A 26,730-nucleotide genomic window follows, 5' to 3' on the forward strand; every position below is an offset into this window, starting at 1 on the left:
CCAGGGTCTCAGACTTCCGTGCTGGTCTCGGTTTCCACGACCGTGCGGAGGCGTCGCAGCCGTAACGTGTTGCAGAGCACGAAGATGCTGGAGAGCGCCATGGCCCCTGCGGCGAAAGGGGGGGACAGCAGCGTGCCAGTGAATGGGTAGAGCACCCCTGCGGCAATCGGCAGCAGCACGATGTTGTAGGCGAAAGCCCAGAAGAGATTCTGCCGTATGATGGTCATCGTGGCCCGGGACAGGGCAAGGGCATTGGGCACGGTCATCAGGCTCTCGCCCGTCAGGACGAGGTCTGCGGCCTCTATGGCGATATCTGTTCCATGGCTGATGGCAAGCCCGGTGTCAGCCTGTGCCAATGCCGGGGCGTCATTGATGCCATCGCCCACGAAGGCCACGGAACCGTGTGTCTTCTGGAGGGTCCGTATGGCCTCACCTTTTTCATGCGGCAGGACCTGGGCGATGACTTCCTCGATTCCGGCCAGGCGGGCGATATGCCGGGCTGTAGGTTCGATGTCCCCGGTAATCATGGCTGTCCGTATATTCTGGGCCCGCAGGGCTGCAACGGCTTTCATGGCGGAGGGGCGGATGGGGTCCGCCACGCCCATGAGGGCCACGATCTGCCCCCCATGGGCCATGAAGAGGGGGGACGTGCCTTTCTGGCTCAGCTCTGCAGCAAGCCGGTTGGCTTCTGCATTATGGAAGCCCAGAGCCCTCATGCAGGCCTGGCTGCCAAGATGGATGCTCTGCCCGTCTTCATCCTGCGCTTCTATGCCCAGTCCGGGCATGATGCGGGCATGACGGGTCTTTACGGAAGGCAGGTCCCGTTCCTGCGCAGCTGTGACGATGGCCCGGCTGACAGGGTGGTCGGACTGCGTTTCGACCGAGGCGGCAAGAGCCAGCAGGGTGTTCTCGGCCTGCTCAGGATGGTCGGAGGTGTTCTTGTCCAGCAGGTAGAATTCTGTCATCCGGGGCTGGCCGGCCGTCAGGGTGCCGGTCTTGTCGAAGGCAACCAGAGTGGTGGATTCCAGCGTCTGGAGGGCTTCGCCCTTGCGGAAGAGGATGCCCATTTCCGCCGCTTTGCCCGTACCGACCATGATGGCTGTTGGCGTGGCGAGGCCCATGGCACAGGGACAGGCGGCGATCAGTACGGCAATGGCATTGACGAGAGCATGGCCCAGCGCCGGGGCAGGGCCCAGAAACAGCCAGATGAGGAATGTCAGCACGGCCAGCAGAATGATGGCTGGGACAAACCACAGGGTCACTTTGTCCACGAGGGACTGGATGGGCAGTTTGCCACCCTGGGCCTGTGCGACCATGCTGATGATGCGGGCCAGCATGGTGTCGGCTCCAGTGGCCGTGGCCTGGACCGTCAGTGTTCCTTCCTGGTTGATGGTCCCGCCGATGACGGTATCGCCGACCTGCCGGAGGGCTGGCATGGGCTCGCCTGTCAGCAGGGATTCATCCAGATGGCTTTCCCCTTCCAGTACGATTCCATCCAGTGGAACCCGCTCGCCGGGGCGGACAAGAAGCCTGTCGCCCGTCTGTATCTGGGCGACAGGGACAATGCGGCATGTTCCTTCAGTCAGCAGATGGGCATGCTGCGGTTGCAGATGGGTCAGTTTTTCCAGCGCTGCGGATGTGCGGCCTTTTGCTCTGGCCTCCATCATGCGTCCCAGAAGAACGAGCGTCAGGATGGCCAGGATGGTGTCAAAGTAGAGATGCTGTGTACCGGCTGGCATCAGGGTGGGGCAGAACACCACGAGGCTGGAGTACAGATAGGCGGCTCCGGTCCCCAGTGCGACCAGTGAGTTCATGTTTGGTGCCCGGTGCAGCAGGGCCGGTATCCCGGCCTGGTAGAAGCGCCGGCCCGGCCCCAGCAGGGCGACACTGGCCAGTGCCCATTGCAGCAGGGGCTGTATGGCAGGTGGAATGAGACCAAACCCGTGTCCCATAGTCATGAACAGGATGGCCAGCCACAGCAGGGCAGACATCATCAGGTCCCGCCACTGGGTTTTCATGGCCTGCTTCATGCGTTGTTTCTGTGTCAGGGCATTTTCCAGCCCTGTCTCTCCCTCCAGCAGCGAGGCGGCGAATCCCATTTTCTGGATGGCGCTGATGAGCGCCTGATGTGTGGCTGTCCCGGTTACCTGTGCGGTGGCGGTTGCCAGATTGACGCTGGCCATCCTGACGCCGATGACGTCCTGAAGGCTCTTCTCCACCCGTGTGGAACAGGCAGCGCAGCTCATCCCTTCAATGCGTAATGTGATGGGCGGGGACGGGACATCATACCCGGCCTGTTCGACAGCCTGGATGAGAGCCGTGCGGGAGGCCGTGCCTGTGACGTGGGCCGTGGCAGTTGCCAGATTGACGCTGACCTGTTCAACGCCTGGAACGGCCCGGAGGGCTTTCTCCACCCGTGCGGAGCAGGAGGCGCAGCTCATCCCTTCTACGGGAAGCGTCTGGGATGATGGTGAAGCAGGCATGGGGCTCCCCTGTATGGTGGTGTCAGGCTGGCATATCGTGCAGTAGCATGTGGAACAAAAGTAGCATTTGCTGGGCATGGATGAAGAAAAAACGTTTTTCTGCATGGGAGTTAGACGGACATATGCAGAAAAGACGAGGCTCCCATGAGAGAAATTTGCTGAATGGTAAAATGATCAGTGGTATGTTTACCGGCAGTCAGTAATTTTCTGGCGCAAATGCAAGATTTGATCTGCCAGACCGGTTGTTCCGGTACAGTGGCGGATTCAGGGAGGAATATCCATGGCGGACGCTATCAATGTTGATGAGCTCAAGTCCAAGGCTGAGGAAATCGTCAACCCCGATGAACTGAAAGCCAAGGCTGAGGAATATGCCAGCCGTGCCCAGGAGGCATTCCAGTCCATCAGCAAGGACCTGAAGCCCAAGAGCCGTTGCCAGTGTGTTGGTCAGACGCTGCTGTGGAGTGGTGCCATTGTGGCCGCTCTGGCTGGCCTGTGTGCCATTGGCCGCTGGCTGAAGAAGTAAGCCTTCAGAGCCAGTTCTGCAAAAAGATGCAATCGAAAAACCCCCAGTCCTGTGGCTGGGGGTTTTTCGTGTCCGGTTTCAGCTGCGCACCGCCCTGGCAAGGGAGCGGATTTTCTCCAGTGCCGTGGGGATGCTTCTGGCCGTGGCGTGGCCGTGTTCATCATAGGTGGCGGCCATCTCCTTGATGATGGCGGAGGCCACGACGGCCCCGTCGCTGATGCGGGAGGCTGCGCGGGCCTGCTCCGGCGTGCTGATGCCAAAACCGGCCACGACGGGAAGGTCCGTGGCGGCCCGAAGGCGGGTCATGGCGGCTTTCAGCTGCTCTTCCGTGGCGCTGCGTGTGCCTGTGATGCCCGTGATGCTCACATGATAGACGAACCCGCTGGCCTTCCTGAGGATGGTCTTCAGCCGGTCATCCGGGGTGGTGGGGGCGGTCAGGGTGATCATGTCCAGCCCTTCCGCTCTGGCGTGGGGGGCCAGCTCCTCGGACTCCTCAGGCGGCAGGTCCACCACGATCAGCCCATCCACACCGGCGGAGCGGGCATCCTTGCAGAATCGCTCCACACCGTAACTGTCGATCGGGTTGTAATAGCCCATCAGGATGATCGGCGTATGGTCATTCTCCTTGCGGAAGTCCCGGATGAGCTCCAGCGTTCCCTTCAGGGTGGCCCCGGCCTTCAGGCCACGCCGTGCGGCTAGCTGGATGGTCGGGCCATCGGCGGAGGGGTCGGAGAAGGGCACGCCGACCTCGATGAGATCGGCCCCGGCCTCGGGCATCTGGCGCAGCAGGGCCAGGGATGTCTCCCTGTCCGGGTCGAAGGCTTCCAGATAGGGCAGCAGGGCACCACGGCCCTCTTTTTTCAGGCGGTCGAAACAGGTCTTGATGCGGCTCATGGTGGCTCTCCTTACAGTTTCACGCCCAGATGGGCCGCAACGGTGGGTACGTCCTTGTCACCCCGGCCGGACAGGTTGACGATGATGGTCTGGTCTCTGGTCATGGTCGGGGCCATGACGATGGCATGGGCCACGGCATGGGCACTTTCCAGCGCCGGGATGATGCCCTCCAGCTTCGTGAGGGTCTGGAAGGCGTCGAGGGCCTGATCGTCCGTGGCGCTGACGTAGTTCACCCGGCCAATATCCTTGAGCCATGAATGTTCCGGCCCGATGCCGGGATAGTCCAGCCCCGCACTGATGGAGTGGGCCTCCGTGATCTGCCCGTGTTCGTCCTGTAGCAGGTAGGTGCGGTTGCCATGCAGGACGCCGGGCCTGCCACGGGCGATGGACGCTGCCGTCTTGCCGCTGTCCAGCCCCAGCCCGGCGGCCTCCACGCCGTAAAGCGGGACATCGGCATCATCGAGGAAGGGGTGAAAAATCCCCATGGCGTTGGACCCGCCCCCGATGGCGGCGATGACGGCATCCGGCAGGCGGCCTGTCTGTTCCTGTATCTGCTCACGGGCTTCCGTCCCGATGACGGACTGGAAGTCCCGCACCATGGCCGGGTAAGGATGTGGCCCTGCCACCGTGCCGACAAGGAAGTAGGTGTTCTCCACATTGGCCACCCAGTCCCGCATGGCCTCGTTCATGGCATCCTTCAGCGTGCCGGCTCCCGCCGTGACGGGATGGACCTTGGCTCCCAGCAGGTGCATGCGGAAGACATTGGGCTTCTGCCGCTCCACATCGGTGGCCCCCATGTAGATTTCGCAGTCCAGCCCGAAGAGGGCACAGACGGTGGCCGTGGCCACGCCGTGCTGTCCGGCCCCGGTCTCGGCCACGATGCGGGTCTTGCCCATGCGGCGGGCCAGAAGAATCTGGCCCATCACGTTGTTCAGCTTGTGGGAGCCCGTGTGGTTCAGCTCTTCCCGCTTGAGGTAGATCTGCGCTCCGCCGAGCGTCTCGCTCAGCCGTCTGGCGTGCCAGAGCGGGCTGGGACGGCCCACATAGTGGCGGAGGTAATAATCCAGCTCTTCCTGAAACCGCGGGTCAGTCTTGGCGTGGTTGTAGGCTTTTTCCAGTTCCAGCATCAGGGGCATGAGGGTTTCGGCCACGAAACGCCCGCCGTGGATTCCGAAATGCCCCCGTTCATCCGGTCCGGTGCGAAGGGAATTGAGCTGGCTGGTGATGGGTTTGTCTACTGGCATGATGTGTGTCTTTACGTCTTGAATGAAGGATCAGTCGATGGATGGGGAGGCGGCCTCCAGCCCCAGGGCCTGCCGGATGAGCGTTTCCTGCTCGGCCTGGTGGATGCCGGGCAGCCCGGTGGCGGGTGAGGCGGAGGCCTTGCGCCCGGCATAATGCGGGCGGGTGCAGGCATGGCCGATCTCCCGCAGGCAGGCTTCGATGCGCCGGTCCACGAACTGCCAGGCCCCGCCATTTTCCGGCTCTTCCTGACACCAGATGACGTCTTCTGCCTGGGGGTGATGACCCAGCTCTTCGGCCAGGGCATGATGGGGGAAAGGATAGAGCTGCTCCAGCCGGATGATGGCGCAGTGTTTCAGTCCGGCGTCTTCCCTCTGCTGGATGAGGTCGTAATAGACCTTGCCACTGCACAGGATGGCCCGCCGTGCGCCACCGGCGCAGGTGGCATCGGCAATGACGGGCGCAAAGCGTGTCTGCGGTCCCATCTCGCTGAGCAGGGAGACGGCCTGCTTGTGCCGCAGGAGCGACTTGGGGCTGAACACGACCAGCGGCTTGCGGCAGCGGCGGGCGATCTGCCGCCGGAGCAGATGGAAGAAGCTCGCCGGGCTGGAGGGCATGCAGACCCGCATGTTGTTCTCGGCACAGAGCTGGAGGAAGCGCTCCGGGCGGGCGGAGGAATGTTCCGGCCCGGCTCCCTCATAGCCGTGGGGCAGGAGCAGGGTCAGGCCGGATGTCCGCAGCCATTTTGTCTCTCCGGCTGCAAGGAACTGGTCGATGATGATCTGCGCCCCGTTGGCGAAGTCGCCAAACTGGCCTTCCCACAGCACCAGCGCATCCGGGTTGCCCAGAGAATAGCCATACTCGAACCCCATCACGCCATATTCGGAGAGGGGGGAGTTCCACACGTTCACGGGAGCCTGCCGGGGGGCGATATGGGCCAGCGGCGTGTAGTGATGGCCCGTATGCTGGTCCGTCAGCACGGCATGGCGCTGGCTGAAGGTTCCCCGGCCGCAATCCTGCCCGGAGAGGCGTATGGCGTGGCCATCAAGGGCCAGCGTGCCAAAGGCAAGGGCCTCTGCCGTGGCCCAGTCCACCGGGCCGCCCTCGGCCAGCGTGGCCTGCTTCGCCCGAAGCTGCCGGGCTAGACGGGGATGGACGGTGAAATCCGCCGGAATGGCTGTCATCGCTTCCCCAACCTGCTGGAGCCGGGGCAGGGGCACGCCCGTCATGGGCTGGATGCGTTCGGGCGTGTCCAGCAGGCGGGTGGGGTCCTGCGGGCTGTAATCCAGCCAGTCGGTCGGGTCCGGCTGGTAGGTGTCGGCATCCTCGAAGGCCTGATGGAGCTGGGCCTGCACATCATCCCACAGGGCCTCCACCTCGGCAGGGTGGATGTCCGTCTCGGCCAGAACCTTCTCGGCATAGAGGCGGCGGAGTGTCGGGTGCTGGCTGATGGTCTGCACCATCGCAGGCTGCGTGAAGGCGGGGTCGTCCGTCTCGTTATGGCCGTGGCGGCGGTAGCTGATGATGTCCACCACGATGTCGCTGGCAAAGGTCTTCCGCCATTCATGGGCAAGGGCGGCACAGCGGGCCACGGCCTCGGGGTTGTCGCCATTCACGTGCAGGATGGGGGCCTGCACGGTCTTGGCGATGTCGGTGTTCCAGATGCCGGAATGGGCCGAGTCCGGGCTGGTGGTGAAGCCCACCTGATTGTTGATGATGAGATGCACCGTGCCGCCGGTACGGTATCCTTCCAGCCGGGACAGCTGGAGTGTTTCATACACCACGCCCTGCCCGGCGAAGGCGGCGTCCCCGTGGACGAGAATTCCCAGATGCTTCTGGCGGTCCTCATCCCTGTCCCTGTCCTGGGCGGCCCGGACCCGGCCCAACACGACCGGGTCCACCGCTTCCAGATGGGACGGGTTGGGGAGGAGGGAGATGCGGATCTCGTGGCGGCCCTGCCGGATGGTGGTCGTGGTGCCCAGATGGTACTTCACGTCCCCGGAGACCCGGATGCCTTCCGGGTAGAAGGCCTTGCCTGCGAATTCGCTGAAGATGGCGGCATAAGGCTTGCGCAGGATGTTGGCCATGACATTCAGCCGCCCCCGATGGGGCATGCCGAGCGAGATGGAGCGCACGCCGTCCCGTGCCGCCTCATTCAGCAGGGCCTGAAGGGCGACGATGAGGCTTTCTCCGCCTTCAAGGCCGAAACGGCGCATCCCGGTGAAACGCTGCTGGCAGAAGGTCTCGAAACCTTCGGCACGGGTGAGCAGGCTCAGGATGCGTTCCTGCGAGAGGGGCAGGGCGGTGGCCGGTTTTTCTTCCAGATGGTCGATCCACCACTGCCGCTGCTGGCTGTCCTGAAGATGCATGAACTCCGCCCCGATCGGCCCGCAATAGGTCCGTTTCAGGCGGGCCAGCAGGGTGGGGTCGGTCTGGCTGTCGGGGGTGAGGGCATCGATCTGGCGGGCAGGGCGCAGGCCCAGCGGGTCCAGCTCTGCCTGGAGATGCCCGCAGAGGCGGAAGGCCTCCTTCAGCCGTTCATCCCGCAGGCTGACGTCCGGGACCGTGGCGTGCGGGCCTGTCTCATGTCTGGCAGGGTCGCCCATGGTGGCGAACAGCGTGTCATAGTCGGAAGGGACGGAGGCCGGGTCCTCCAGCCACTGGGTGTACAGCTCACCGAGATAGGCGATGTTTTCGCCATTGATCGCATTCTGGTGGTTCGGTGAGCCCGTCATGATGGCATCTTTCCTTCTTGCCTCGCTGGGAGGGTATTTTTAACCGATCGTGCCGGGAAGGCAAAATCTTCCCTCACCTTGTCGTCAGAGGGGCCGGGACGGCTTGCCTGCCCTGCCGGAGGGCGGTAGCGTGACTGTCACCATGAGTACGATTTCTATCAATTACGAGGCTGTCAGGCGGGCCGTGGTCAGCCGGGTGCCATGTCCGCACATTGTGGTGTCGGATTTCCTTGCAGGGCCGTCGCTGGCCCGGGCCGTGTCCCTGCTGCCGGAGATACGGGCGGGCGGGTCTTTCCCCATCGGGGCGCTGGAGCTCCATCCCGAGCTCAAGGCCATGATGGAAGACTTTGCCGGGCCCCGGCTGAAAGAGATCGTCTCTGAGAAATTCGGGCTGGATGTCCGTTCTGCGCCCAGCATGGTGACCATGCGGGGCCAGACACGGGCCAAGGATGGCCGCATACACAGGGACAGTGCCTCCAAGCGTGTGACCATCCTGCTTTATCTCAATGACCCGGAAAAGGATTGGGATCACAAGGGGGGGTGCCTGCGTTTTCTCAACGGGCCTGACGATGTGGAGGATTATGCCAGCGAGATTCCGCCTGTTGGTGGCACGCTGGTCATTTTCCCCAATGGGCCGGACACATGGCACGGCCACCGCCCCTATGTGGGGGCACGCCACACGGTCCAGCTCAATTACATGGCGCGGGATGGCCGTGCCCGGTATGAGCTGGTGCGCCATCATGTGTCCGCCTTCTGCAAGCGGTTGCCTTTTTTCGGGTAGAGACAGCTCTTATAATGAGGCCCGGATGGGTTTCTGAATGAAACGGGGCGGGGTTGGGCCCTGCCCGAGGGAGAATGAGAGAATGGGTTACAGGGTTGCCGTCGTTGGAGCGACAGGGGCTGTTGGGCGTGAGATTCTGAAGACACTGGCGGAGCGTCAGTTCCCGGTGGATGACATCGTGGCACTGGCCTCCGCCCGGTCTGCCGGGCGTGAGGTGTCCTTTGGTGAGAAGAAGGTCCTGAAGGTCCAGAATCTGGAGACGTTCGATTTCACGGGCTGGGATATCGCCCTGTTTTCTCCCGGTGGGGCGGTATCTGCAAAGTATGCCCCCAAGGCTGCGGCAGCGAAATGTCTGGTCGTGGACAACACGTCCCATTTCCGCATGGAGCCGGGCGTGCCGCTCGTGGTGCCGGAGGTCAATGCAGCTGCCCTGAAGAAGGCCCGCAAGGGCATCATCGCCAACCCCAACTGCTCCACCGCCCAGATGATGGTGGCCCTGAAGCCGCTGCATGACCTGTTCCGCATCAGGCGTGTGGTGGTGTCCACCTATCAGGCCGTGTCGGGAGCCGGGAAGTCAGGCATGGATGAGCTGTTCAGCCAGACGAAGGGCAGCTTCGTGAATGACGCACCGACCATTGCCCAGTTCACCAAGCAGATCGCCTTCAACCTGATCCCGCATATCGACCGCTTCATGGAGGATGGTTCCACCAAGGAAGAATGGAAGATGGCGGTCGAGACCCGCAAGATTCTGGACCCGGACATCAAGGTTCTGGCCACCTGCGTGCGTGTGCCGGTCTTCATCGGTCATTCCGAGGCCATCAGCATCGAGTGTGAGAAGCCGGTCGATCTGGAGAAGGCCCGTGCCGCCCTGCGGAAGGCTCCGGGCGTCGTGCTGCGGGACGAGCGGGAAGATGGCGGTTACGTCACTCCGATCGAATGTGTGGGTGAGGATGACACCTATGTGTCCCGCCTGCGCATCGACCCGACCGTGGAGAATGGTCTGGCCTTCTGGTGCGTGTCGGACAATCTCCGCAAGGGAGCAGCCCTCAATGCCGTGCAGATTGCCGAAAGCCTGCATGAGCAGCATCTGATCGGCAAGGACTCGCCGCTCTGGCAGCCGGTTGCCCGCCCGGAAGAGCCGGCGTAAAAGGCGTTACTTTCTGGAAAAGGTTCTGCCTTGCTGGTGGAACCTTTTCATAAGTTACGCCTGTAAAAGAGTGTAAGTGAAATCCTCTTCCCAAAAGGTGGTGCTGTCTCCATAGTGGATGAGCTATGTCTTATTTCACTTACACGCCTCCTCGCACGCCTGTTCCCTCCGGGGGGCGGGTTGGTGTTCTTCTCGTCAATCTCGGCACGCCGGATGATACGGGGTATTTCTCCGTCCGCCGCTATCTGAGGGAGTTTCTTTCAGACAGGCGGGTGATTGAGGCCCATCCCCTCATCTGGCAGCCGATCCTCAACACGCTGGTGCTGGCCCGTCGGCCCTCGGCCAGTGGGGCCAACTATGCCCGCATCTGGGACAGGGAGGAGAATGCCTCCCCTCTGCGTGTCTTCACCCGCAAGCAGGCGGAAGGGCTGGCCGAGCGTCTGGCCCCGGATGGAATCCCGGTGGCCTGGGGGATGCGCTATGGCCAGCCCTCTGTGAAGCAGGCCGTGGCGGAGCTGATGGACCAGGGTTGTGACCGTATCGTCAGCATTCCTCTCTATCCGCAATATTCCGCCACGACGACCGCAACGGCCAATGACCAGCTGTTCCGTGCCCTGATGCGCCTGCGGCTTCAGCCTTCCGTGCTGACGGTTCCTTCCTTCCCGGATCATCCACAGTTCATTGAGGCCCTGGTGGCTTCCGTGCGCCGGGTTTATGAGGGACTGTCTTTCACGCCGCAGCGTCTGGTGGCCTCCTATCATGGCCTGCCGAAAGAGTTCGTGGAGAAGGGCGACTCCTACCGGGATGAATGTGTCCGCACGACGAAAGCTCTGGCGGCGGCTCTGGGTCTGAGCGAGGAGGAGGTTCCGCTGACCTTCCAGTCACGCTTCGGCCCCATGGAATGGTTGCAGCCTTATACGGCCCCTTACATCTCGGCCCTGCCGAAACAGGGGATCACGAAGATTGCCGTCATCATGCCCGGTTTCATGGCGGACTGCATCGAAACGCTGGATGAAATTGGTCGTGAGGTGCGTGAGGAATTCATGGAAGCAGGTGGTGAGGAATTTGCTTTCATTCCCTGCCTGAATGATGCGCCAGAGGCTGTCACGTTGCTGGAGACCCTCTCCCGGCAGGCCATGAAAGGGTTCCAGTTCTGACTGGGTGAAGGAACATTCCGTTCAGGCATGAAAAAACCCGGCCATTTCTGGCCGGGTTTTTCTGTTCACACAGGAACGGTCAGGCATCAGTGAGCCGCAGGCTGTGCGTTACTTTCCGGATGTTCGGCATCGTACCACTGGGCCTTCTGGTTTGTCGCAGCAGCAGAATGGTTGTTCTGCCACCAGCCGGAACCATTCTGCTTGCTGTCGACAGGATGTTCCTTCTCCCACAGGGCAGCTTTCTCGGCGATGCTCTTGCGGTATTTGTGGCGCTGATACATGCCGACGGCGCAGCCGCCTACAGCACCGATTACGCCATGCTTATGGGCAACATGGCCAGCTACGGCCCCGGCGGCACCATATTTCAGGCAACCACCCGGCTCGGCCATGGCTGGAGCAGCAGAACCGGCCAGCATGGCAGCAGCGATGAGAGAGTAAATCTTGCGGGTCATGATCTGATCCTTGCAGAAAAATGAGACTGGCCTGTTGGTCATGGATGAGTGGCGTCCGGTTTCGGCCATCATGATGAAAGGCACGCCCTCTTATTGCTCATAATGGAGAGAGCGTCCATTGCCCCTTCATGATATGGGGAGAGGGACAGGGCTGGAAAGGATGCTAAAGGTTAATCTTTACTTTAATGATACGATCACACTATGGGGAGCGCCAACATGACAAAGGAACCACGCCGGGAAAGACAACCTGCCTGGCCAACGAAAGAAAATGGAATTGTCAGGGGATGAAATGGTCGGAGTGAGAGGATTCGAACCTCCGGCCCCTGCGTCCCGAACACAGTGCTCTACCAGGCTGAGCTACACTCCGACTTTGTGGGGCTATTCCTACCCTTCATCAGGGAAAGGCGCAAGGGGCAAACGGACTGTTTTTATAGAAAAATGAAGCCTTCTTTACAGAAATGGGCATGACACGCAAAAAAACCCGCCTCCCAGAAGGAAGAGCGGGTTTTTGCAAAGAACCGGGCAAAGGGGCGTGTCTGCCTCGCCTGCCGGGTGCCTCAGAGGGCTTTTTCCAGAGCGGGGAGAAGCTCGAAGAGATCCCCGACCATGCCATAATCGGCCACTTTGAAGATCGGTGCTTCAGGGTCGATGTTGATGGCAACGATCACACGGCTGTCCTTCATCCCGGCGAGATGCTGGATGGCCCCAGAGAGGCCGGTGGCGATATAGAGTTCGGGAGCCACGACCTTGCCGGTCTGTCCGACCTGCATCTCATTGGGCGCAAAGCCGGAATCAACAGCCGCACGGGAGGCCCCGATGGCAGCGCCCAGCTTGTCGGCCACTGGTTCCAGCAGGGTATGGAAGTTGCTGGCATCCTTGAGGCCCTTGCCGCCAGAGATGACCACACGGGCCACTTCCAGCTCCGGCCGGTCAGACTGGCTCTGCTCCAGTTTTACGAAGCTGCTTTTGCCGTCATCTGCCGGAGCGTCCAGCACGTCGATGGGGGCACTGCCACCTTCTTCTTCCACGGGGTCGAAGCTGGAGGAGCGGACAGTCATGATTTTGATGCTGTCGCTGGACTGCACGGTAGCCAGTGCATTGCCCGCATAGATGGGCCGCACAAAGGTGGCATCATCCTTGATGGCCACGACGTCGGAGATCGGCTGGGCGTCCAGCAGACCAGCGAGGCGGGGCAGGATGTTTTTGCCAGTGGAGGACGCTGCGGAGAGGATATGGCTGTAAGACTCTGCCAGGCTGGCCAGCAGGGCAGCCGCAGGTTCGGCCAGAGCATGGTCCAGTGCGGGGACATGCAGGACCTTGCGGATGCCCGGCAGTTTGCTGGCGGCCTCTGTTCCTGCCTTGCCCAGAAGCAGGGCATCGACATCGCCAAAGCGGGAGGCAGCGGCAACGGCGGAGCGGGAGCCCTGACGGATCCTGCCGTTTTCGGCTTCAATCAGAACAAGTGCGGTCATCAGATCACCTTCGCTTCCGTCTTGAGCTTTTCGACCAGCTCTTCCACCGTTTCCACAATGACACCGGCCTTGCGTTCCGGCGGCTCCGCCACGCTGACGATCTTCAGGTGCGGCGTCAGGTCCACGCCGAGGGAGCCGGCCTCGATCGTTTCCAGCGGTTTCTTGCGGGCCTTCATGATGTTGGGCAGGGAAGCATAGCGTGGCTCGTTGAGGCGCAGGTCCGCCGTGATGACGGCTGGCAGGCTCAGGGAGACGGTTTCCGTTCCGCCATCGACCTCACGGGCGACCTCGACCCTGCCATCGGCAATTTCCACCTTGCTGGCGAAGGTCCCCTGTGGCCAGCCCAGACGGGCGGCCAGCATCTGGCCTGTGGCGTTCATGTCGTCATCAATGGCCTGTTTGCCCATGGAGACAAGACCCGGCTGTTCTTTCTCCACAACGGCCTTGAGAAGGCTGGAGACGGCACGGGGTTCGACTTCGGCATCGGTCTGGATGAGGATGGCCCTGTCGGCACCCATGGCCATGGCCGTGCGCAGAACATCCTGAGCGACCTGTGCCCCGATGGTAACAGCAACCACCTCGTCAGCCTGGCCTTTCTCACGAAGGCGGAGGGCCTCCTCCAGTGCAATTTCGTCGAACGGATTCATGGACATTTTCACGCCCTGCGTTTCGACACCACTACCATCAGCCGCGACACGCGGCTTGATGTTGTAATCAACAACCCTTTTGACGGGGACAAGAACCTTCATGGTCATCCTTTGTTGCTGTCGCGGCTCAAAGTGAAACTGTCTTCAGACTATCCCCTTTTGTCTCAAAAGTCACATCCCGGAAGGATAGTTGGGCCCGCTGCTGCCCTCTGGCGTGCACCAGGTGATGTTCTGGTCCGGGTCTTTGATGTCGCAGCTCTTGCAGTGCACACAGTTCTGGGCATTGATGACCAGCTCGTCCGTTTCGCTGGTCTCATAGACACCAGCCGGGCAGTAGCGGCTCTCCGGTGCGGCGAAGCGGGTCAGGTTGACCTCTTTCCATGTGGCCATGTCCTGCACTTTCAGGTGTACGGGCTGGTCCTCATCATGGCTCAGATTGCTGAGGAAGACGGACTCGGCCCGGTTGAAGGTCAGTGTCCCGTCCGCCTTGGGGTAGCTGATTTTTGGGGCCTTTTCTGCCGGGATCATCGTCTCGTTGTCGGCATGGCGATGGCGCAGCGTCCACGGGGCCTGCCCGCGGAAGATCATGCTGTCGATTCCGCTATAGAGGGCCCCGCCCAGCATCCCCCAGTGCGAGAAGGCCGGACGGATGTTGCGGGCGGCGTGCAGTTCCTTCCACAGCCACGAGCTTTTGAGGCGGTCCATGTAGGAAGACGCTTCGGCCTGCTCATTCTGGATGGCGTCCATCACCGCCTCGGCAGCGATGATGCCGGATTTCATGGAGGTATGGATGCCCTTGATCTTGGGCATGTTGAGGAAGCCGGCACAATCGCCTGTCAGCACCCCTCCGGGGAAGACCGGATGGGGCAGGGACTGCACGCCTCCCTCAGAGATGGCCCGTGCCCCGTAGATGATGCGCCGGCCACCCTCGAAATGCTCCCGGAAGGCCGGGTGCTGCTTGGTGCGCTGCATTTCCTCGAACGGTGACAGCCACGGGTTGCGGTAATCCAGGGCCGTGATGAAGCCGTAGGAGACGAGATTTTTCCCGAAATGGTAGAGGAAGGCCCCGCCGTAGGTGTGTGTGTCCAGCGGCCAGCCGAAGCTGTGCTGCACGAAGCCGGGGCGGTGTTTTTCTGCCGGAATTTCCCAGACTTCCTTGATGCCAAGGCCGAAGGTCTGCGGGTCGGCCCCCTTGCGGAGGTCGAAGGTGTTCATGGCCTTCTTGCTCAGGGAGCCACGGGCACCTTCGGCCAGAATGGTCTGGCTGGCCCGCAGGATCATGCCCGGCATGTAGTCCGGTTTTTCTTCTCCCTTCCGGTTCACGCCCATGTCCCCGGTGATGATACCGCAGACCCTGCCATTCTCGATGAAGAGGTCAGCTCCGGCGAAACCGGGATAGATTTCGACTCCCAGAGCCTCGGCCTGTTCTCCCAGCCAGCGGCAGAAGGCTCCGAGAGAGATGACGTAATTTCCCCGGTTGTCCATCTGCGGCATGAGCAGATGCAGGGCCGGGACGGGGAGAGCGGCCTTTCTGGTCAGGAACAGCAGCTTTTCACTGCTGACGGGCGTATCCAGCGGGGCCCCCCGTTCTTTCCAGTCCGGGAAGAGTTCGGCCAGCGTTGTGGGCTCCAGTACGGCACCAGAGACGATATGGGCGCCGACTTCGCTTCCTTTTTCCAGCAGACAGACGGAGAGGTCCGGATTTTCCTGTTTCAGCCGGATGGCCGCCGTCAGTCCGGCAGGCCCCCCACCCACGATGACAACATCAAAAGCCATTTCTTCCCGTTCAATGGCGGTGTTATCGCTCTGTGGCTGCGTCATGGCGTACTCCTGCTGGCTGCCTGAAACATGAAGCTGTACGGGGGACGTATCTCACCCTTTCCGTGTGAAGGTCCAGTAAAAAGGCTGCCGTCCTTCACGGAAGGCCTTGGCCTCATAACGGGTGGGGGACCAGCCCTCAGGCCGTTCCAGTGCAGGGGCTGGAGCCTCGAAGAGGTCCTGCTGGCCCATCACTTCTGTGACCCACTCCTGATAGACGGGATGGTCGCTGGCCACTCGCCAGTGGGCACCGGGCTTGAGGAGTCTGGCCATCTGCCGGATGTTTTCGGGATGGATGAAACGCCGTTTGGCATGGCGTGCTTTCGGCCACGGGTCCGGGAACATGAGGTAGGCCCGGTCCAGGCAGCCATTGGGCAGGCCCTTCAGCAGCTGGCGGCCATCTTCCGCCCAGAGGCGCAGGTTGTCAGGACCGGTGGCCGTGGCCTCTTCGCCTTCGGGAATGATGCGGGAGAGGAGGGAGCAGACGCCGTTATCGAACACTTCCGAGGCGATGTAGCCTGTCTCGGGGTTCCGGGCCGCCTGATCGAAGGCATGTTCACCGCCACCGAATCCGATTTCCAGATAGAGCTTTGAAACCGGCTTCCCGAAGCCCTTCAGCGGGTCGGCCATGTTGCGGAAATGCACACGGGGCAGGGCCTCATCCAGCAGGCGCTGCTGGCGGGGGCGGAGAGGATGGCCACGCTGGCGGCCATAGAGACGTTCGGGCTGGGGTTTGATGTCGTCAGGCAACGGTCGATACACAGTCTGAAAATGGCAAAAAGCCCCCACCCTCAACGCATGGTCCATGCGGGTCGGGAGAAGGGGCCTGAAGGGTGGAGGGGGACAGCCCCCTCCATGGAGACAGACTCAGCGGTTGAGCGCGCTCTTGAGCTGCTCGGCCAAGTCGGTGTTCTCCCATGTGAAGTTGTCCAGAGCGGGGTCTGGAATACGGCCAAAATGCCCGTAGGCAGCCGTCTTGGCGTAGATGGGGCGGTTCAGGCGCAGGCGTTCACGGATGCCACGGGGAGAAAGGTCCACCATCTCGTTCAGCAGGGAGCCGAGGCGGACCTCATCCACATCCTTGCCGGAGCCGTCGAGATCGACATAGACGGAAAGCGGACGGGAGACGCCGATGGCGTAGCTGAGCTGGATGGTGCAGCGGTCGGCCAGACCGGCAGCTACCACGTTCTTGGCGAGGTAGCGGGCGGCATAGGCGGCGGAACGGTCCACCTTGGTGGGGTCCTTGCCGGAGAAAGCCCCGCCACCGTGAGGGGCGGCACCGCCATAGGTGTCCACGATGATCTTGCGGCCTGTCAGACCGGCATCACCATCCGGCCCACCGATGACGAAGTTGCCCGTCGGGTTGACGTAGAATTCGTGTTCCGGGCACATCCAGCCTTCCGGCAGGACTTCACGCACGGTCTCACGCACCATCTCACGGATGGTGTTCTGCCGCATTCCTTCGACATGCTGCGTGGAAACGACAACGGAGGTCGCACCGACCGGCTTGCCATCCACATAGCGCAGCGTGACCTGGCTCTTGGCATCTGGCAGCAGGCCGACGCCACGGGCATCACCCTGCTTGCGGTAGTCCCGGATGCGCTCGAGGATGTTCTGGGCATAGAACAGGGGAGCAGGCATCAGCTCTTCTGTTTCACGTGTAGCGAAACCGAACATGATGCCCTGGTCACCGGCCCCTTCATCCTTGTCGCCTGCGCTGTCCACGCCGACGGCAATGTCAGCGGACTGGGCATGGAGGAAGGAGGTGATCTCGGCCTTTTTCCAGGAGAAGCCTTCCTGGTCGTAGCCGATGTCCTTGATGGCCTGACGGGCACGGTCGATCAGGGTGTCCTCCACGGCCTTGGGGCCACGGACTTCACCGGCCAGAATGACACGGTTGGTGGTAACCAGCGTTTCACAGGCTACACGGGCTTCCGGGTCGGCTTCAAGGTAAGCATCGAGGACGGTATCGGAGATACGGTCTGCCACCTTGTCGGGATGACCTTCGGAAACGGATTCAGACGTAAAGAGAAAATCGCCGTGATTGCGCACTCAGGGACCTCACAGGGAATGAGTGGTGAAAAGAGGCTGCCCCTGCCCCCCGAAAGGCACAAGTGACAGGAAGTAAGAATTCTACCGCTTGGCTGAAAATACCCTCGAGGTCAAGAGCGGGCTTACTGCATGGCCGGGATGTGCTGTATGGGAGGGGGATGGTGAATATGAGAGGATAGGTTTCAGAGTGACTGGATGTGCAGGGGAAAATGAAATCCTGTTCCGGGAAGAAGAGGATTTTCTCAGAACCCAGCTGATTACCTATCTGGGAAATAAAAGGGCGCTTCTGGATTTCATCGAGGCAGCCATCGTCGATGTGAAAACAAGGCTTGGCAAGGATCACATTGATTTTCTTGACCTTTTTTCAGGAACAGGCGTCGTGGCCCGCATGGCCAGACGCCATGCCAGATGTATCCACTGCAATGATCTTGAAGAGTACAGCTTCGTTACGAATACCTGCTACCAGACGAACAGGGGGGCTCTTGATATTCATGAGCTGGATCATGAAATCCGGCGGATCAGACGGGATGTTGAAACGAATTTCGAGCCGGGCTTCATTGCGGAATTATATGCTCCGCAGGATGATCGCACCATAAAATACGGAGAAAGAGTTTTTTACACGAGACGGAATGCCATTTTTCTGGACAGTTTTTGTAGAGCTCTTGCCCAGACACCGGATCATCTGAAACCGTATGTTCTTGCTCCGGTCATTGCCCAAGCTTCCGTGCACACGAATACATCTGGTGTTTTCAAGGGATTTTACAAGAATCGGGCCGGATTTGGTCAGTTTGGAGGAGATTCCCGCAATGCCTTGTCCCGCATCATGCGGAATATTGAGGTGGTTGCGCCGGTTCTGAGCCATTTTTCCTGTGAGTCGTTCATTCATAAGGGCGATGCGAATGACGTTGTAAGGGATGTTGGGAAGGTGGACATTGCCTATTTTGATCCCCCTTACAATCAGCATCCTTATGGATCGAACTATTTCATGCTGAATATCTTATGTGATTACAGGAGACCGCTTGATATCAGTCGGGTTTCCGGCATCCCGAAGGAGTGGAACAGATCTTTCTACAACAAGGCACGACATGCAGAGACACGTCTCTTTGATGCCATTGACAATGTGAAAGCCGATTTCGTGCTTATTTCCTATAATTCCGAAGGGTTCATCAAGCGTGACCGTTTCATATCGGAACTCTGGTCCTTGGGGAAGGTGAGTGTCATGGATACGTGTTACAACACGTTCCGTGGCTGCCGGAATCTGTCTGACAGGGACAGATATGTAACAGAGAATCTGTATCTGGTGGACAAAAGGTAAGGATACACGACCAGAAAGGACGGGATGGCATGCGGGACCTGCCTGTTGGCAGCTCCCACATGATGCAGGGGGCTCAGGGTGTGTTCAGTACGTCCTGCATCCCGTAAAGGCCGGGGGTGCGGCAGGGATCAGCCAGCCAGAGGGCGGCTTTCAGTGCCCCACGGGCGAAGACACGGCGGTCCAGCGCCCGGTGGGAGAGGGAGATTTCCTCATCAGCGGCAAAGAAGCGCAGATCATGCTCGCCAACAACCTGCCCGCCTCGCAGGGAGGCAAAGCCGATGGCACCATCAGGCCGTTTCCCGTTCTGATCCAGCCGCCTGACAGCCTCGAAGTCATCATCCCGGCCTGCGGCTACGGCTCGACCGATGGCCAGTGCCGTGCCAGAAGGTGCATCCAGCTTCTGGCGGTGATGGACTTCCAGAATTTCAGCATCGTAGTCCGGCAGGGCGGCGCCAAGCTGACGGGCCAGGGAAAGCAGCATCGTCAGGGCCGGGGAGAAATTGGCCGCCTGTAGAACGGCTACCTGTCCGGCGGCTTCATGCACGGCCTGCTGGGCTGCTCCGTCCAGCCCTGTTGTGCCCAGAACCCAGGCACAGCCTGCCGCAGCGAAGGCTTTGGCATGGGCGGGGACAAGACTGGCATGGCTGACATCAATGATGACATCGCATCGGCTGGCCAGTTCTGATGCGCTGGAGACGATGTTGCGGGCAGGGTCTGCCGTGCGGGACAGGCCGCCAGCCAGAAGGGCCCCGGCCTCCTCGGCGCAGAGATGGCCAAGACGCCCTGTGATGCCAGCAATGCCGATGCTGGGGGAGGTGTTGCTCATCGTTGGTGTCCTTTACCGGTCAAGGAGCTTTTTGACACGGGCAAAGAAGCCGGTATGTTCCGGGCTGCCTTTGCTGTGGTCACCGCTTTCGGCCTCAAACTCCTCCAGCAGCTCACGTTGGCGCTTGGTCAGATGGCTGGGTGTTTCCACGGTGATGCGGATATACATGTCACCTCGTGCCTTGGAGTGCAGGACGGAGAAGCCCTTGCCACGAAGGCGGAAATTGTCGCCTGTCTGTGTCCCGGCAGGGATTTTCACCATTGTCCGGCCACCATCAATCAGCGGCACTTCGATCTCGTCGCCCAGAGCGGCCTGTGTCATGCGCAGGGGCACACGGCAGTGGATATTGGCTCCTTCACGCTCGAAGATGCTGTGACTGTCCACCGTGACCAGAACATAAAGGTCCCCGGGCTGGACACCTTCACCTCCGGCTTCGCCCTTGCCTGCCACACGGATGCGGGTGCCATCTTCGATCCCAGCCGGGATGTCGATTTTTACGGTCTCTCTGGCGGCTTCCGTACCGCTGCCGTGGCAGCTGTGGCATGGATTGCTGACAGTCTGGCCTGCGCCGTTACAGGTGGGGCAGGGGCGCTCCACCACGAAGAAGCCCTGCTGTACCCGCACGGCACCCTGCCCGTGACAGGTCTGGCAGGTCTGCCGGCTGGCGTTGGGATCGGCCGAACCTGAACCATGACAGCTGGAACATGCCTTGCGTGTGGCGATTTCGATCTCCCTGCTGATGCCTGAGAAGGCTTCCGTCAGGGAAATGTCGACCTGGACCTGTACATCCTCGGCCTGACGCAGCTGGCGGCCACGACGTCCGCCCATATTGAACATCTGCTCGAAAATGTCGCCCAGACCGCCAGCATCAAAACCGCCGAAGCCGCCACCAAAACCACCGGCTCCACCGCTGCCGCCCATACCGTTCTGGAAGGCATCATGGCCGAAACGGTCATAGGCGGCCCGTTTCTGGTCGTCTTTCAGCACTTCGTAAGCGGCGTTGACTTCCTTGAATTTCAGCTCGGCCTTTTCGTCCCCCGGATTGCGGTCGGGATGGTAGCGCATGGCCAGTTTGCGATAGGCCTTTTTGATCTCTTCACCGCTTGCGGAGCGGGAGACACTGAGTGTCTCGTAATAATCCATCTGTGTAGCCATAGTGATCCTCAGTCACGCAGGAGAGCGGACACCCGGACAAGGCGTGCGGGGTGTGGCCTGCCGGAGCCGGACAGGTGCAAGGCCCTCAATGTAAAAAGGGCGCCTGTTCCCCGCAGAGAGAGGGAAACAAGACGCCAACCGCAGGAAAGGAGCCCGGCCTGCCGGCACGGACTCCGTCCCTTTTCAGCGATTATTTCTTTTTCTTGTCGTCAACATCTTCGAATTCAGCATCGACGACATCTTCGTCAGTCTTGCCACCGGCCTGATGTTCCTCACCGGCGGAGGCACCGGCCTGATGGACGGCCTGACCAACCTTCATGGCAACCTGTGTCAGATTCTCGCTGGCGCTCTTGATGGTCTCGGCATTGTCGCTTTCCAGAGCTTCGCGGGCCTTCTTGATGGCTTCCTCGGCTTCGGTCTTGTCAGCGGCCGGAACCTTGTCACCATTTTCGGAGAGGGTCTTCTCCGTCTGATGGATCATGGCTTCGGTGCTGTTACGCAGGTCCACCAGCTCACGGCGGGCCTTGTCAGCAGAGGCGTTCTCCTCAGCTTCCTTGACCATGCGATCAATGTCGGCATCGGAGAGACCACCATCGCTCTTGATGGAGATGTTCTGCTCCTTGCCTGTGGCCTTGTCCTTGGCGGAGACGTTCACGATACCGTTGGCGTCAATGTCGAAGGTCACTTCAATCTGCGGCACACCACGGGGAGCCGGAGCGATGCCTGTCAGGTCGAAGTTGCCGAGCAGCTTGTTGTCCGCAGCCATTTCGCGCTCACCCTGGAAGACCTTGATGGTCACGGCAGGCTGGTTGTCTTCGGCTGTGGAGAAGGTCTGGCTCTTCTTGGTCGGGATCGTCGTGTTGCGGTCGATCAGGCGGGTGAAGACACCACCCAGCGTCTCGATACCGAGGGACAGCGGGGTCACGTCCAGCAGCAGCACGTCCTTCACGTCACCCTGGAGCACGCCACCCTGCACGGCGGCACCGATGGCAACCACTTCGTCCGGGTTCACGTTGCGGGCGGGTTCCTTGCCGAAGAACTCCTTCACGCTTTCCACGACCTTCGGCATACGGGTCTGGCCACCGACAAGGATGACTTCCTTGATGTCAGCCGGTGTCAGATCAGCATCCTTGAGGGCCTTGCGGCAGGGCTCCAGAGAGCGCTTGATGAGGTCTTCAACGAGGCTTTCCAGCTTCGCACGGGTCACCTTGACGACCAGATGCTTCGGACCGGAGGCATCTGCCGTGATGAAGGGCAGGTTGACTTCCGTTTCCTTGGCGGAGGACAGCTCGATCTTGGCCTTCTCGGCGGCTTCCTTCAGGCGCTGGAGGGCCATCTTGTCCGTGCGCAGGTCCAGACCCTGCTCACGCTTGAACTCGTCAGCCAGATAGTCGATCAGCTTGTTGTCGAAGTCTTCACCACCGAGGAAGGTATCACCATTGGTGGACTTCACCTCGATCACGCCATCGGAGATTTCGAGGATGGAGATGTCGAATGTACCACCACCAAGGTCATACACGGCCACGTTGCCGGAATCGCCCTTCTCGAGCCCGTAAGCGAGAGCGGCGGCGGTCGGCTCGTTGATGATGCGCTTGACGTCCAGACCAGCGATGCGGCCAGCATCACGGGTGGCCTGACGCTGTGCATCGTTGAAGTAGGCCGGAACGGTGATGACGGCCTCGGTCACCTTCTCGCCCAGATAGGCCTCTGCCGTCTCTTTCATCTTGCCGAGAACGAAGGCGGAAATCTGGGACGGAGCGTAGTTCTCACCACGGGCACGCACCCATGCATCGCCGTTGTCACCCTTCACGATTTCATAGGGAACGGTCTTCTGGTCCTTGGCGACGGTCGGGTCATCGTAGCGGCGACCGATCAGACGCTTGACGGCATAAAGCGTGTTGGTGGGGTTGGTGACGGCCTGACGCTTGGCGGCCTGACCGACCAGACGCTCACCGCTATCTGTAAAGGCAACGACAGACGGCGTGGTGCGGGCACCTTCGCTGTTCTCGATCACCCTGTTCTCGTTACCCTCGCGGACTGCAACGCAGGAGTTGGTGGTCCCGAGGTCAATACCAATAATCTTGCCCATGGATATCTGTCCCTTTTCAGCGGCTTCCCACAACCCCTCAAGGCATTGGGAGAAGCCCTATTGCGACGTTATCAGGTCTGGGGGCAGGCCAAGGCCTGCAACACCCTTGCTGTTCGATCTGGGGAGGGGTGTCTTGTGTTTCAAGAGCAGGAATGGAAAAGATTTACAGTGTCCTGCTGGAGGTGTGAGGAGTTTCTTTTTGGTCAAGGTCTTCTTTTTCGGGTAAGGTCCCACCTTTACCCTGCAACCGGTTTCATCCGTGGGAGCCTGTCTTCTGTCCTGTCTGTTTTCCCTGTTCCGCAAGGCGGGCCGTCTTCTGCCCCTGTTTTCCGAGCCGGGGCGGGGCCCGACCCGGTGTTCGGTTCTTTTTCTGCCGTCTGCTACTTTTCTGCTGCTGTGTGCCTGCCAGCCCATAGGGCCGGAACATCTCCAGAATGATCAGCTGGCTTATTCCCGGGCACTGGGGGAAGTGCAGAAGCGTGAGATGCTGCTCAATATCGTGCGGCTGCGTTATGGCGAGCCGCCTGCGTTTCTTGACACGACACAGGTGATTGCCGGTTACAACTTCTCCCGCAGTGTTTCGGGGGGGTACTATGGCTATCCGGCTTCTGCTGTCAGCAATTACCTGTTTGGAACGGGGACACTTTCCCAGGCGGAAAATCCGACCATCACCTATCAGCCTCTGACAGGTGAGCAGTATGCGGAAAATGTGGTGCGTCCCATTTCGCCCACGGCCATCATGCCGCTCAGTCTTGGTGGCATGGCCATCGACACTCTCCTGCGGCTGACGGCACAGTCCATTGATGGATTGTCCAATGTGCGGGGTGTCGGGCCATTCGGGGGTGGGTCCGTGCGGTTCTACCTGCTTCTGCATGACCTGCGCCAGCTTCAGCTGGCCGGGGCGATGACGGTACGTATTTCTACCGATGACCCGGCTGCCTCCGGCAAGGGGGGGAAATCGGGTGCCAGCAGTGCAACCGGTCAGGGGAATGGCAATGCCGGGTCCGGCAATGGTGGCGGGGGATCAGGCAATACGTCTGGCGAGCATATCTATCTTGTGCTGACAACCACGGCGGACAGCAATCTTCAGGCCATACAGGGGGAGGTACGCCGCCTGCTGCATCTGGAGCCCAATACGGCGGAGGCGGAGATCGTCTATGGGCCATATCCGAAGAAACAGGGGCAGATCGCCATTCTCACACGGTCCATGCTCGCCATGCTGACCCAGCTTTCCTATGAGATGGAAGTGCCGGAGAAGGATGTCCGCTCTGGCAGGACCCTGCCGACCATCGGGCAGGTTGGCATCGAGAGCCGCCCTGAGGTTGCCATTCATTCCGGCAGGAATGAACCTGGGGAAAGCTATGTTTCCGTTTTCTATAAAAAGTGCTGGTACTGGATTTCCGATACGGATTTCCGTAGCAAGGAGGCATTCACCATGGTGCAGGTCCTCAGTACCCTTGCGGCAACTAGTCATGGCGGCGGTGCCGTCGTGACGATTCCGGCAGGGTGACCGGGCACGGGATGGGTGTGGACATAGCGGAAAAATGGTCATGAAGCAGAAACCGGTGATCCTTCAGATTCTGCCGGCATTGGGTATTGGCGGCCTTGAGCGTGGCGCCATCGACATGGCCGAAGCCATAAGTCAGGCCGGTGGCCGGGCGCTCGTGGCGGCGGAGAGTGGAGCTCTGCTGTCCCGTCTGCGGTATGTCGGTGGTGAGCATGTGGAGCTGGCGTTTCGCAAGAGGATGTCCCTGCGGTATTTTTTCAGCCGGGTGAAGGCCTTGCAGATGCTGATCCGGCAGGAGGGGGTCGATCTTGTCCATGCCCGGTCCCGGTATCCGGCTCTTGTGGCGGTTGTGGCCTGCCGCCGGGAGAAAGTGCCGTTGGTGACGACCTGGCACGGTGACCACCAGACGAATTTCTGGCTCAAGAAGTTCTATAATTCCGCTCTGGTACGGGGGCAGCGTGTCATTGCCGTTTCCGAGCATATCGGCGAGAGACTGCGGCATGATTACAGGGTTGGGGAGGACAGGCTGCGCATCATCCCCCGTGGCAGTGATCCGGAGATTTTTTCCCCGGGGGCGGTGAAAGGCCTCCAGATGCAGACGCTGCTGGAGCGCTGGCGGATTGGTGAGGAAAGCCGCATCATTCTCATGCCCGGCCGTATGACCCGCTGGAAAGGACAGGAATGTCTGATCGAGGCTCTTGGCTATCTGGCCACCCATCATCCGGGGCTGGACTGGGTCTGCGTCATGGTCGGGCCAGGGGAGGACAGCAGCTATGCCCGGATGCTGCACAGGATGGCCGAGGAGCGGGGCATAGCGACTCGTCTGCGTTTTGCTGGTCCCTGCCGGGACATGGCAGCGGCCTACCGGCTGGCGCATGTTGTGACGGTGCCTTCTCTCCGGCCTGAGCCCTTCGGGCGGGTGCCGGTGGAAGCACAGATGATGGGCTGCTGGGTGATCGGCTCGGCCCGTGGCGGCCTGAAGGAAACCATACAGCATGGTGAAAGCGGGACGCTTGTTCCGGCGGGGGACCATCGGGCGCTGGCCGGTGCCCTGAGGGAAGTGCTGGACGTGCCACCAGAACTTATGGCAGAGCGGCAGGACGAGATCCGTGCCCATGCTCTTGCCCATTATACCAAGCAGCACATGCAGCGGGCGACGCTGGGCGTGTATGATGAGCTGCTTCCTGCTGGCTTGCGGGAAGCGTTTGTGCGCTTTCATGAGGAGAGGGATGCAGGTTCATGAAGCCTGAACAGGAGAGAAAGACCGGCGAAGCCCCCATGACAGCACGGCAGGAGCGCCAGCTGCGGGAAGCCCAGGCCCTGCGGGCCAACCTTCTGCGTCGCAAACAGCAGCAGCGCAGCCGTCCGGCCGTGTCTGGGCGTGTAACAGCCTCTGCCAGCCAGGGGGATCGCTGAGTGACCAGCCCGCGTCTGCCACTGCCATCGCGGCAGGAGGTTGCCCTCGGTATCATCACGGTGTTGTGGGGGGGGACCTACTACATCATCCAGATGGCGCTGAAGACTAGCGGTCCTCTGTTTTTCATCGGGGTCCGGTTCCTCATCGCTGCCTTGTTTGTGGTCTGTTTTGTCGGGCGCAAGCATATCATGCAGGGGATTCCACGTTCGGAGATATGGCGTGGCGGGCTGATCGGTATCGTGCTGGCTTTCGGTTACATCTGTCAGACGATCGGGCTGATGAGCATCACCAGCAGCCGTTCTGCCTTTTTGACAGCTCTCTATGTGCCGTTGGTGCCGCTGCTTCAGTGGATCATCCTGCGCAAGGCTCCGAGCAGGAGTGGGATTGCCGGCATTTTTCTTGCCTTCGTTGGGCTGGTTCTGCTGGCCGAGCCGTGGAAGACCGGCCTGACTATGAGCACGGGTGACGGCCTGACCCTGCTGGGGACTTTTTCTTACGCTTTTGAGATCATCTGCGTCGGGCTGTTCGCTCTTCACACGGATAGCCGCCGTATGGCGTTTGTCCAGCTTGTGGCGGGTGGACTTTTTGCTTTCTGTGCCATGCCGGTAATGGGAGAGCATGTGCCCGCCTTCAGCTGGGGCTGGATGGGGTGTGCGCTGGTGATGGGCATTGTGAGTGCGGCTACCCAGCTGGTGCTCAACTGGGCGCAGAAAACGGTCTCTCCCACCAAGGCGACCCTCATCTATTCCAGTGAGCCGATCTGGGGGGGGCTGGTTGGCTGGGTGACGGGTGACGTGTTGACGATGACCACGCTCATTGGGGCTGGTTTCATTGTGGCTGGTGTGCTGGCCAGTGAGGTAAAACCCCGCTGGCCCCGCTTCCGTCGGACGTTGCGTGGTGGTGCCGTGCGTGAACTGCCTTCGGAGAGGAAGCGTCGCCGTCGGCTCAGCATGTCTGAGCTGGTGATCCGTGGTTCATCGGGGGATTGACCTCCTCCGGGCCGTTCCTCCGCTTTGCG

General features: G+C 60.8%; 22 protein-coding genes and 1 tRNA gene. 9 read left to right on the forward strand and 14 right to left on the reverse strand.

Going from position 1 to position 26,730, the window contains the following annotated elements; translation table 11 throughout:
* Positions 1 to 8: 8 nt before the first annotated feature.
* Positions 9 to 2,483: a heavy metal translocating P-type ATPase gene (locus J8Z04_RS03805; protein WP_192848548.1), complete on the reverse strand. Its 2,475-nt coding sequence runs from the start codon at positions 2,481 to 2,483 to the stop codon at positions 9 to 11.
* A gap of 280 nt (positions 2,484 to 2,763) precedes the next feature.
* Between J8Z04_RS03805 and J8Z04_RS03810 the strand changes: the two genes are divergently transcribed.
* On the forward strand, positions 2,764 to 3,006 hold the full coding sequence (locus tag J8Z04_RS03810; RefSeq protein ID WP_043558707.1) for a hypothetical protein: 243 nt from the start codon (positions 2,764 to 2,766) through the stop codon (positions 3,004 to 3,006).
* A 78-nt stretch (positions 3,007 to 3,084) separates the two neighbouring features.
* Here the strand turns inward: J8Z04_RS03810 and trpA are convergent, their stop codons facing one another.
* Genes trpA through J8Z04_RS03825 form a run of 3 tightly spaced genes read right to left on the reverse strand, consistent with a single transcriptional unit; the run spans position 3,085 to position 7,877 of the window.
* Positions 3,085 to 3,900 carry a tryptophan synthase subunit alpha gene (gene trpA, locus J8Z04_RS03815; RefSeq protein ID WP_192848549.1) on the reverse strand — a complete coding sequence of 272 codons (816 nt, stop codon included), beginning with the start codon at positions 3,898 to 3,900 and terminating at the stop codon, positions 3,085 to 3,087.
* Positions 3,901 to 3,911: 11 nt separating this feature from the next.
* The gene (gene trpB / locus J8Z04_RS03820) at positions 3,912 to 5,144 is read right to left on the reverse strand and encodes a tryptophan synthase subunit beta (protein WP_192848550.1); all 1,233 of its coding nucleotides are present in this window, start codon (positions 5,142 to 5,144) and stop codon (positions 3,912 to 3,914) included.
* A 30-nt stretch (positions 5,145 to 5,174) separates the two neighbouring features.
* Entirely contained in the window at positions 5,175 to 7,877 is a 2,703-nt protein-coding gene (locus tag J8Z04_RS03825; RefSeq protein WP_212125574.1) for a 2-oxoglutarate dehydrogenase E1 component, read from the reverse strand.
* A 142-nt stretch (positions 7,878 to 8,019) separates the two neighbouring features.
* On the opposite strand from J8Z04_RS03825, the gene J8Z04_RS03830 reads away from it, so the two are divergent.
* The 3 genes from J8Z04_RS03830 (at position 8,020) to hemH (ending at position 10,962) form a co-directional block, all read left to right on the forward strand.
* Positions 8,020 to 8,658, forward strand: a complete 639-nt coding sequence (locus J8Z04_RS03830; RefSeq protein WP_192848552.1) for a 2OG-Fe(II) oxygenase — start codon at positions 8,020 to 8,022, stop codon at positions 8,656 to 8,658.
* Between the two features lie 82 nt (positions 8,659 to 8,740).
* Positions 8,741 to 9,805 carry an aspartate-semialdehyde dehydrogenase gene (locus J8Z04_RS03835; RefSeq protein WP_081562491.1) on the forward strand — a complete coding sequence of 355 codons (1,065 nt, stop codon included), beginning with the start codon at positions 8,741 to 8,743 and terminating at the stop codon, positions 9,803 to 9,805.
* Positions 9,806 to 9,930: 125 nt separating this feature from the next.
* Positions 9,931 to 10,962 (forward strand): ferrochelatase, encoded by a 1,032-nt coding sequence (hemH, locus tag J8Z04_RS03840; RefSeq protein ID WP_192848553.1) that lies wholly within the window; start codon positions 9,931 to 9,933, stop codon positions 10,960 to 10,962.
* Positions 10,963 to 11,048: 86 nt separating this feature from the next.
* On the opposite strand, the gene J8Z04_RS03845 is transcribed toward hemH, so the two are convergent.
* The 7 genes from J8Z04_RS03845 to metK form a co-directional block, all read right to left on the reverse strand.
* The gene (locus tag J8Z04_RS03845; protein WP_192848554.1) at positions 11,049 to 11,414 is read right to left on the reverse strand and encodes a hypothetical protein; all 366 of its coding nucleotides are present in this window, start codon (positions 11,412 to 11,414) and stop codon (positions 11,049 to 11,051) included.
* Positions 11,415 to 11,704: 290 nt separating this feature from the next.
* Positions 11,705 to 11,781 (reverse strand) — tRNA-Pro (locus tag J8Z04_RS03850).
* A gap of 190 nt (positions 11,782 to 11,971) precedes the next feature.
* Positions 11,972 to 12,886: an electron transfer flavoprotein subunit alpha/FixB family protein gene (locus tag J8Z04_RS03855; protein WP_086431715.1), complete on the reverse strand. Its 915-nt coding sequence runs from the start codon at positions 12,884 to 12,886 to the stop codon at positions 11,972 to 11,974.
* Positions 12,886 to 13,635, reverse strand: coding sequence for an electron transfer flavoprotein subunit beta/FixA family protein (locus tag J8Z04_RS03860; protein WP_043558796.1), 750 nt, complete (start codon positions 13,633 to 13,635; stop codon positions 12,886 to 12,888). Before J8Z04_RS03860 ends, J8Z04_RS03855 begins: the two co-directional genes overlap by 1 nt.
* Positions 13,636 to 13,704: 69 nt before the next feature.
* Positions 13,705 to 15,354, reverse strand: coding sequence for an electron transfer flavoprotein-ubiquinone oxidoreductase (locus tag J8Z04_RS03865; protein WP_227449753.1), 1,650 nt, complete (start codon positions 15,352 to 15,354; stop codon positions 13,705 to 13,707).
* Between the two features lie 51 nt (positions 15,355 to 15,405).
* Entirely contained in the window at positions 15,406 to 16,158 is a 753-nt protein-coding gene (gene trmB / locus J8Z04_RS03870) for a tRNA (guanine(46)-N(7))-methyltransferase TrmB (protein WP_192848555.1), read from the reverse strand.
* A 60-nt stretch (positions 16,159 to 16,218) separates the two neighbouring features.
* On the reverse strand, positions 16,219 to 17,403 hold the full coding sequence (gene metK, locus J8Z04_RS03875) for a methionine adenosyltransferase (protein WP_081562489.1): 1,185 nt from the start codon (positions 17,401 to 17,403) through the stop codon (positions 16,219 to 16,221).
* A 187-nt stretch (positions 17,404 to 17,590) separates the two neighbouring features.
* Here metK and J8Z04_RS03880 point away from each other — a divergent pair, with 187 nt between their 5' ends.
* On the forward strand, positions 17,591 to 18,718 hold the full coding sequence (locus tag J8Z04_RS03880; RefSeq protein ID WP_197981632.1) for a DNA adenine methylase: 1,128 nt from the start codon (positions 17,591 to 17,593) through the stop codon (positions 18,716 to 18,718).
* Between the two features lie 73 nt (positions 18,719 to 18,791).
* Here J8Z04_RS03880 and dapB read toward each other — a convergent pair whose 3' ends face one another.
* The 3 genes from dapB to dnaK all read right to left on the reverse strand — a co-directional run bounded on the left by dapB (position 18,792) and on the right by dnaK (position 22,788).
* Positions 18,792 to 19,544: a 4-hydroxy-tetrahydrodipicolinate reductase gene (gene dapB, locus J8Z04_RS03885; RefSeq protein ID WP_192848556.1), complete on the reverse strand. Its 753-nt coding sequence runs from the start codon at positions 19,542 to 19,544 to the stop codon at positions 18,792 to 18,794.
* Between the two features lie 12 nt (positions 19,545 to 19,556).
* Positions 19,557 to 20,699, reverse strand: a complete 1,143-nt coding sequence (gene dnaJ / locus J8Z04_RS03890; RefSeq protein WP_192848557.1) for a molecular chaperone DnaJ — start codon at positions 20,697 to 20,699, stop codon at positions 19,557 to 19,559.
* Positions 20,700 to 20,889: 190 nt separating this feature from the next.
* Positions 20,890 to 22,788: a molecular chaperone DnaK gene (dnaK, locus tag J8Z04_RS03895; protein WP_192848558.1), complete on the reverse strand. Its 1,899-nt coding sequence runs from the start codon at positions 22,786 to 22,788 to the stop codon at positions 20,890 to 20,892.
* A gap of 484 nt (positions 22,789 to 23,272) precedes the next feature.
* Here dnaK and J8Z04_RS03900 point away from each other — a divergent pair, with 484 nt between their 5' ends.
* Genes J8Z04_RS03900 through J8Z04_RS03915 form a run of 4 tightly spaced genes read left to right on the forward strand, consistent with a single transcriptional unit; the run spans position 23,273 to position 26,701 of the window.
* Positions 23,273 to 24,298: a hypothetical protein gene (locus J8Z04_RS03900; protein WP_043558785.1), complete on the forward strand. Its 1,026-nt coding sequence runs from the start codon at positions 23,273 to 23,275 to the stop codon at positions 24,296 to 24,298.
* Positions 24,299 to 24,338: 40 nt separating this feature from the next.
* Positions 24,339 to 25,538, forward strand: coding sequence for a glycosyltransferase family 4 protein (locus J8Z04_RS03905; protein WP_086431746.1), 1,200 nt, complete (start codon positions 24,339 to 24,341; stop codon positions 25,536 to 25,538).
* Complete coding sequence (locus tag J8Z04_RS03910; protein ID WP_166651588.1) at positions 25,535 to 25,711, forward strand: hypothetical protein; 177 nt, start codon at positions 25,535 to 25,537, stop codon at positions 25,709 to 25,711. Before J8Z04_RS03905 ends, J8Z04_RS03910 begins: the two co-directional genes overlap by 4 nt.
* Complete coding sequence (locus J8Z04_RS03915) at positions 25,712 to 26,701, forward strand: DMT family transporter (RefSeq protein ID WP_227431401.1); 990 nt, start codon at positions 25,712 to 25,714, stop codon at positions 26,699 to 26,701.
* Positions 26,702 to 26,730 lie beyond the last annotated feature (29 nt).

It is taken from the genome of Bombella apis, assembly GCF_018221685.1.
Classification (GTDB): Bacteria; Pseudomonadota; Alphaproteobacteria; order Acetobacterales; family Acetobacteraceae; genus Bombella; species Bombella apis.

Excerpts from the sequence above, each read along its gene's own strand:
- J8Z04_RS03805 (WP_192848548.1), bottom strand. The coding sequence starts at position 2,483 with ATGCCTGCTTCACCATCATCCCAGACGCTTCCCGTAGAAGGGATGAGC.
- J8Z04_RS03810 (WP_043558707.1), top strand. The coding sequence starts at position 2,764 with ATGGCGGACGCTATCAATGTTGATGAGCTCAAGTCCAAGGCTGAGGAA.
- trpA (WP_192848549.1), bottom strand. The coding sequence starts at position 3,900 with ATGAGCCGCATCAAGACCTGTTTCGACCGCCTGAAAAAAGAGGGCCGT.
- trpB (WP_192848550.1), bottom strand. The coding sequence starts at position 5,144 with ATGCCAGTAGACAAACCCATCACCAGCCAGCTCAATTCCCTTCGCACC.
- J8Z04_RS03825 (WP_212125574.1), bottom strand. The coding sequence starts at position 7,877 with ATGACGGGCTCACCGAACCACCAGAATGCGATCAATGGCGAAAACATC.
- J8Z04_RS03830 (WP_192848552.1), top strand. The coding sequence starts at position 8,020 with ATGAGTACGATTTCTATCAATTACGAGGCTGTCAGGCGGGCCGTGGTC.
- J8Z04_RS03835 (WP_081562491.1), top strand. The coding sequence starts at position 8,741 with ATGGGTTACAGGGTTGCCGTCGTTGGAGCGACAGGGGCTGTTGGGCGT.
- hemH (WP_192848553.1), top strand. The coding sequence starts at position 9,931 with ATGTCTTATTTCACTTACACGCCTCCTCGCACGCCTGTTCCCTCCGGG.
- J8Z04_RS03845 (WP_192848554.1), bottom strand. The coding sequence starts at position 11,414 with ATGACCCGCAAGATTTACTCTCTCATCGCTGCTGCCATGCTGGCCGGT.
- J8Z04_RS03855 (WP_086431715.1), bottom strand. The coding sequence starts at position 12,886 with ATGACCGCACTTGTTCTGATTGAAGCCGAAAACGGCAGGATCCGTCAG.
- J8Z04_RS03860 (WP_043558796.1), bottom strand. The coding sequence starts at position 13,635 with ATGAAGGTTCTTGTCCCCGTCAAAAGGGTTGTTGATTACAACATCAAG.
- J8Z04_RS03865 (WP_227449753.1), bottom strand. The coding sequence starts at position 15,354 with ATGACGCAGCCACAGAGCGATAACACCGCCATTGAACGGGAAGAAATG.
- trmB (WP_192848555.1), bottom strand. The coding sequence starts at position 16,158 with ATGGACCATGCGTTGAGGGTGGGGGCTTTTTGCCATTTTCAGACTGTG.
- dapB (WP_192848556.1), bottom strand. The coding sequence starts at position 19,544 with ATGAGCAACACCTCCCCCAGCATCGGCATTGCTGGCATCACAGGGCGT.
- dnaJ (WP_192848557.1), bottom strand. The coding sequence starts at position 20,699 with ATGGCTACACAGATGGATTATTACGAGACACTCAGTGTCTCCCGCTCC.
- dnaK (WP_192848558.1), bottom strand. The coding sequence starts at position 22,788 with ATGGGCAAGATTATTGGTATTGACCTCGGGACCACCAACTCCTGCGTT.
- J8Z04_RS03900 (WP_043558785.1), top strand. The coding sequence starts at position 23,273 with ATGCTGCTCAATATCGTGCGGCTGCGTTATGGCGAGCCGCCTGCGTTT.
- J8Z04_RS03905 (WP_086431746.1), top strand. The coding sequence starts at position 24,339 with ATGAAGCAGAAACCGGTGATCCTTCAGATTCTGCCGGCATTGGGTATT.
- J8Z04_RS03910 (WP_166651588.1), top strand. The coding sequence starts at position 25,535 with ATGAAGCCTGAACAGGAGAGAAAGACCGGCGAAGCCCCCATGACAGCA.